The sequence below is a fragment of the Streptomyces sparsus genome (assembly GCF_054776295.1).
On the sequence record NZ_BAAHCA010001232.1, the window covers coordinates 1 to 1178 of the forward strand.

A 1178-nucleotide genomic window follows, 5' to 3' on the forward strand; every position below is an offset into this window, starting at 1 on the left:
TGCTGCGAGGGGCCGTTGGGCGCGGTCAGGCCGTTGGAGGCGCCGTCCTGGTTGATCGCCGAACCCCGGATCACGGCGAGCACCGGGTGCCCGAGGCGGCGGGCGTCCGAGAGCCGTTCCAGCAGGATCAGGCCCACACCCTCGGAGAAGCCGGTTCCGTTCGCGGCCTCCGCGTAGGCCTTGCACCGGCCGTCGGCGGAGAGGGCGCCCTGGCGGCTGAACTCGACGAGGACGGCGGGCGTGGCCATGACGGCCGCGCCGCCGGCGAGGGCCAGCGTGCACTCGCCGCGCCGCAGTGACTGCACCGCGAGGTGGAGCGCCACCATGGACGAGGAGCAGGCGGTGTCGACCGTGAGGGCGGGGCCTTCGAGTCCGAGTGCGTAGGCGATGCGTCCGGAGGCCACGCTGACGGCGGTCCCGTTGCCGAGATAGCCCTCCAGGTTCTCCGGCGCCCGGTCGTAGAGGCCGGGGCCGTAGCCGCTGTGCATCACGCCGGCGAAGACCCCGGTGCGGCTGCCGTGCAGCGACGCCGGGTCGATGCCGCCGCGTTCGAAGGTCTCCCAAGCGGTCTCCAGCAGCAGGCGCTGCTGGGGGTCCATGGCCAGCGCCTCACGCGGCGAGATACCGAAGAAGGCGGCGTCGAACCGGTCGGCGCCGGTCAGGAAGGCGCCCTGCCGTGCCGAGGACCTGCCGCCCCCGGCGGAGTCCTCGTCCAGCAGCCGGTCCAGGTCCCAGCCGCGTTCCGTCGGGAGCGGGCCTACGGCGTCCGTCTCGGTCAGCAGCAGGTCCCACAGGTCCTCCGGGGAGCGCACGCCGCCGGGCAGGCGGCAGCCCATCGCGACCACGGCGATGGGCTCCTCCGGGTCGGCCGGCGCTGACGGGTCCCCGTCGGGTTCGGCGGCGGTGTCCGGCAGTTCGCCCCGCAGGTGGTCGGCGAGGGCGTTGGGGGTGGGGTGGTCGTAGACGATGGCGGCGGACAGGCGACGCCCCAGTGCGGCGGACAGCTTGTCCCGCAGGGCCACAGCGGCCAGCGAGTTGAAGCCGAGGGTGTGCAGGGCCCGGTCCGGCAGCACGTCCTCGGCGGAGTCCAGGCCGAGGACCTCCGCGACGGCGGACCGCACGAGGCGGAGCATGGCCCGGTCGGACCCGGGGGCCGAGCCCCCCGCCGCGGGCCGGGG

The 1178-nt window shown here is 75.2% G+C and carries 1 protein-coding gene; it reads right to left on the reverse strand.

Annotation, left to right across the window (positions count from 1 at the left end; translation table 11 throughout):
* The coding region (locus ACYVE9_RS27590) for an acyl carrier protein (RefSeq protein ID WP_461030617.1) at window positions 1-1178 on the reverse strand (1178 nt) is incomplete at both ends.